Genomic DNA, 4713 nt, shown 5'->3' on the forward strand with positions numbered 1-4713 from the left:
CCCCCATTTGCAAAAGGGGTTGCTCAGTTTGCAAGTTATGAAGAAGTAGTCAATCAGCGTGCGCAAGTCGATAGGCTAATGAAAGACTGGGTGGATGTAATTATCCTCGATGAGCGCATATTTCATTACTATAACAATGACTATACGCACTCATTACCCGTTAATATTCACCCAATTTTTCCAAAAGCCCCACGCCCTGCTTATTTTAACAACGCAGTGCTGCAAAAAACATTTGATAAAGGCCTGCTAACTATAAAAGCAAAGGGAAAATATCAACAAATAATGAGTGATTACCACTAAGCTCATTAGTAAGCTAAGCGGTACTTAATCAAACAAAGCAACGGTTTGACGTGTCAAAGCAATTAGCTCCCCCGATTGCGACCAAATACAGCCATCTTCTAAGCCATAACCCCCTTTAGCATGATGTGTAATTGCTTCAAAGCCTAACCATTCACCGGGTGTAAGCGTTGGCTCTTGCACAAATTCTAAATACCACGACATGCTACTTGCTGGAGCCGGCTGTTTAAACATTTGTAATAATGTAGGAGGCCATGCATCGGTAAGGGCTATTATATGTGCTTCGGTAATTGCCTCTGGGGTATGTTTAAAGCGCATCCAGCCGCCTAAATGCGAGGTCTGTGCAGCGCTAAAAGGCATAGCGCCTTGTTGCGGACATAAATCAACATGCTGAAAAAACTCAGGCATTTGCCCTTCAATAAACGGCAATGTATGACGTGCATCCACAGGCTTTAATCCCATTTCTTTACTAACCGGTACATTAACACCCGATTGCCTATCAATAGCAAAACACGCTTGGACAATAACGCACACTTGTTCACTCTGAATCACTTTAGCTAATACCTGAGTACTGCTTTTACCTTGGCGTAAAATTTCAACTGACAATGAAAAAGGCGTGTCGGCAAGCAGCGGCCCAACAAAATTAGTGCTTAAAGACAGTAATCGTCTACTTGGGTCAATGTGTTTTCTGATTGCTTGATAAAGTAGTGCAGCAGAAAGGCCTCCAAAAGCGGTTCTACCTTGGCACCAATTAGCAGGAAACTCCATTGTATTGCTGTTATTGGCAAGCGAAGCGGAAGAAGAGTTTGAAATAGCAGAGGCTTGTTTTAATAAGTCATCAAAATGCATCGTTAATATCCTTGAAATTATCATTATCAGACATATATAGCACATAACAACTGGTCAGACTAGTTGTGTTGAATAGGTGTATTTGGCGTAAAAAACATCAAACCCTACTTTTATTAAGGTTTTTTGTTAAATAAATTACAAAAAATGAATTTTTTTTCATTTTTACAGTTGAATTAACTTTGTGGCATCCCTATTTACTAGTCATCGAACGTATTAACGAATTTGAAGTTGGAGAAGATTCATGGGTAAAATTATTGGAATCGATTTAGGTACTACAAACTCTTGTGTTGCAGTACTTGATGGTGATAAAGCACGTGTTATTGAAAATGCGGAAGGCGATCGCACAACCCCGTCTATTATTGCTTACACGCAAGACGGTGAGACGCTAGTAGGTCAACCTGCTAAGCGTCAAGCGGTTACTAACCCAACTAACACGTTATTTGCAATTAAGCGTTTAATTGGTCGTCGTTTTGAAGACGAAGAAGTACAACGCGATATCGGTATTATGCCGTTCAAAATCATCAAAGCTGATAACGGCGATGCATGGGTTGAAGCGGGCGGTGAAAAACGCGCTGCACCACAAATTTCTGCAGAAGTACTCAAAAAAATGAAGAAAACAGCAGAAGACTTCTTAGGTGAAGAAGTAACTGAAGCTGTAATCACAGTACCTGCATACTTTAACGATTCACAACGCCAAGCAACAAAAGATGCTGGTCGTATTGCGGGTCTTGAAGTTAAACGTATCATCAATGAGCCAACAGCTGCTGCCCTTGCTTACGGCATGGACAAAAACAAAGGTGAAAACGTTGTTGCAGTATACGATTTAGGTGGTGGTACTTTCGATTTATCAATCATTGAAATTGATGAAGTTGAAGGCGAGCACACATTTGAAGTACTTGCTACAAACGGTGACACTCACTTAGGTGGTGAAGATTTCGATAACCGCGTAATCAACTACTTAGTAGCTGAGTTCAAGAAAGACCAAGGTATCGATTTACAAAACGATCCGCTTGCTATGCAACGTGTTAAAGAAGCGGCTGAAAAAGCGAAAATCGAACTATCATCTGCACAATCTACAGAAGTTAACCTTCCGTACGTGACTGCCGATGCATCAGGTCCTAAGCACATGAACGTTAAACTAACGCGTGCTAAACTTGAGTCATTAGTTGAAGACTTAGTAACTAAGTCAATTGAGCCACTTAAACGTGCTCTAGCGGATGCTGATTTATCTGTAAATGATATTAACGATATCATTTTAGTAGGTGGTCAAACACGTATGCCACTAGTACAAAAAACAGTTGCTGAGTTCTTTGGTAAAGAGCCACGTAAAGATGTCAACCCTGATGAAGCTGTAGCAGTAGGCGCGGCAATTCAAGGTGGTGTATTAGCAGGTGACGTTAAAGACGTACTATTACTAGACGTGTCTCCATTATCGCTAGGTATTGAGACAATGGGCTCAGTAATGACCGCGCTAATTGAGAAAAATACAACGATTCCTACTAAGAAATCGCAAACGTTCTCTACAGCAGAAGATAACCAATCTGCCGTTACGATTCACGTACTACAAGGTGAGCGCAAGCGTGCTAGCGACAACAAATCTCTAGGTCAATTTAACCTAGAAGGTATTCGTCCAGCACAACGTGGTACTCCACAAATCGAAGTAACTTTCGATGTAGATGCGGATGGTATTTTACATGTATCAGCGAAAGATAAAGATACAGGTAAAGAGCAAAAAATCACGATTCAAGCGTCTTCAGGCTTAAGCGATGAAGAAGTAGAAAAAATGGTTCGTGATGCAGAAGCTAACGCAGAAGAAGATAAAAAGTTTGAAGAGCTAGTAGCAACTCGTAACCAAGCTGATGCAATGGTACACGGTACTCGCAAGCAAATTGAAGAAGCTGGCGATGCACTACCAAGCGAAGACAAAGATGCAATTGAAGCAGCTGTTGTTGACCTTGAAGCAGCTATTAAGAGCGACGACAAAGCAGAAATTGAAGCTAAAACGCAAGCACTTGCTGAAAAGTCTCAAAAGCTAATGGAAATCGCTCAAGCTAAAGCGCAACACGGTGGCGCAGATGCAGGCGAGCAACCACAACAGTCTGCTAAGCAAGACGACGATGTAGTTGATGCTGAGTTTGAAGAAGTAAAAGACGACAAGTAATTGTCAGCTAAGCTTCTAACTAGCCTAAACAACATGATTTGCTCAAGTTTTTAGGGTAGGATGAACTTTTGAGGCGCGCAGGCTACAGCTTGTCGCGCCTTTTGTATGTATTTAAGGTTTAAAATTTTCATGATAAATCGATGTGATTTATCGGTTTATCCCGCAGCCTAGCTGCAAATAGAAAAGAGTAGTGTGATAGATATGTCAAAACGCGATTATTACGAAGTTCTCGGCGTAAGCAAAGATGCAAGCGAGAGAGACATAAAAAAAGCGTATAAACGCTTAGCGATGAAATATCACCCAGATCGTACCGCCGGTGATAAAGATCTCGAAACTAAATTTAAAGAAGTAAAAGAAGCTTACGAGATTTTAACCGACGATCAAAAACGTCAAATGTATGACCAATACGGCCATGCTGCCTTTGAACAAGGCGGTGGCGGCGGTCACGGTGGCTTTGGCGGTGGTGGTCAAGGCGATTTTGGTGATATTTTTGGTGATGTGTTCGGTGACATTTTTGGTGGCGGTGGTGGCCGTCGTCAATCGCGTCAACAACGTGGATCAGATTTACGTTACAACATGGACCTAAGCTTAGAAGAAGCGGTTCGTGGTAAAGAAGTAGAAATAAAAGTACCTACGTGGGTTAGCTGTAAGCCATGTGATGGCAGTGGTGCAAAAGCGGGCTCTAAGCCTAAAACATGTACTACGTGTCATGGTGCTGGCCAAGTGCAGATGCGCCAAGGTTTCTTTGCTGTTCAACAAACGTGTCCTACGTGTCAGGGACAAGGTCAGATTATTTCAGACCCATGTGATAAGTGTCACGGACAAGGGCGTGTTGAGAAAACGAAAACGTTGTCAGTTAAAATTCCAGCAGGCGTAGATACAGGCGATCGTATTCGTTTAACCGGTGAAGGCGAAGCGGGTATGCACGGAGCGCCAGCTGGCGACTTATACGTGCAAGTATCGGTACGCGAACACCCAATTTTTGTACGCGATGCGAATAACTTGTACTGCGAAGTGCCAATTAGCTTTACTACCGCAGGTTTAGGTGGCGAAATTGAAGTGCCTACGCTTGATGGCCGTGCAAAACTTAAAATACCGTCTGAAACACAAACGGGCAAAATGTTCCGTATGCGTGGTAAAGGTGTTAAATCGGTTCGTAGTGGTGCTCAAGGTGACTTAATTTGTAAAGTAGTGATTGAAACGCCAGTTAACTTAAACGAGCGTCAACGCGAGTTACTTAAAGAGTTAGACGAGAGCATGGGCAAAGATAGCTCAAAAAACCGTCCTAAAGAGCAAGGCTTTTTTGACGGCGTTAAAAAGTTTTTTGACGATTTAACTAAGTAATTAGTTATCGTAAAAACTAAAAAAAACGGTGCTTGATGCACCGTTTTTTTTGGCTCAAATTC

At 42.0% G+C, this 4713-nt stretch carries 3 protein-coding genes and 1 pseudogene; 3 read left to right on the forward strand and 1 reads right to left on the reverse strand.

The features are described 5' to 3' along the window. Positions 1 to 300 (forward strand): annotated as a pseudogene (locus B2R65_RS04015) (substrate-binding periplasmic protein); the annotation flags it as partial. A 24-nt stretch (positions 301 to 324) separates the two neighbouring features. Here B2R65_RS04015 and B2R65_RS04020 read toward each other — a convergent pair. Continuing rightward, the gene (locus B2R65_RS04020; protein ID WP_064386624.1) at positions 325 to 1146 is read right to left on the reverse strand and encodes a thioesterase family protein; all 822 of its coding nucleotides are present in this window, start codon (positions 1144 to 1146) and stop codon (positions 325 to 327) included. A gap of 241 nt (positions 1147 to 1387) precedes the next feature. Between B2R65_RS04020 and dnaK the strand changes: the two genes are divergently transcribed. Then, positions 1388 to 3307 (forward strand): molecular chaperone DnaK, encoded by a 1920-nt coding sequence (dnaK, locus tag B2R65_RS04025; RefSeq protein ID WP_273607984.1) that lies wholly within the window; start codon positions 1388 to 1390, stop codon positions 3305 to 3307. Positions 3308 to 3508: 201 nt separating this feature from the next. After that, positions 3509 to 4651 (forward strand): molecular chaperone DnaJ, encoded by a 1143-nt coding sequence (gene dnaJ / locus B2R65_RS04030; RefSeq protein ID WP_024031901.1) that lies wholly within the window; start codon positions 3509 to 3511, stop codon positions 4649 to 4651. The last annotated feature ends 62 nt before the right edge of the window (positions 4652 to 4713 follow it).

Source organism: Pseudoalteromonas sp. UBA2102 (genome assembly GCF_002331165.1).
Lineage (GTDB): Bacteria > Pseudomonadota > Gammaproteobacteria > Enterobacterales > Alteromonadaceae > Pseudoalteromonas > Pseudoalteromonas atlantica.

What these genes read in the sequence shown, in the direction of transcription:
- dnaJ (WP_024031901.1), top strand. Translation starts at nt 3,509, where the DNA reads ATGTCAAAACGCGATTATTACGAAGTTCTCGGCGTAAGCAAAGATGCA.
- B2R65_RS04020 (WP_064386624.1), bottom strand. Translation starts at nt 1,146, where the DNA reads ATGCATTTTGATGACTTATTAAAACAAGCCTCTGCTATTTCAAACTCT.
- dnaK (WP_273607984.1), top strand. Translation starts at nt 1,388, where the DNA reads ATGGGTAAAATTATTGGAATCGATTTAGGTACTACAAACTCTTGTGTT.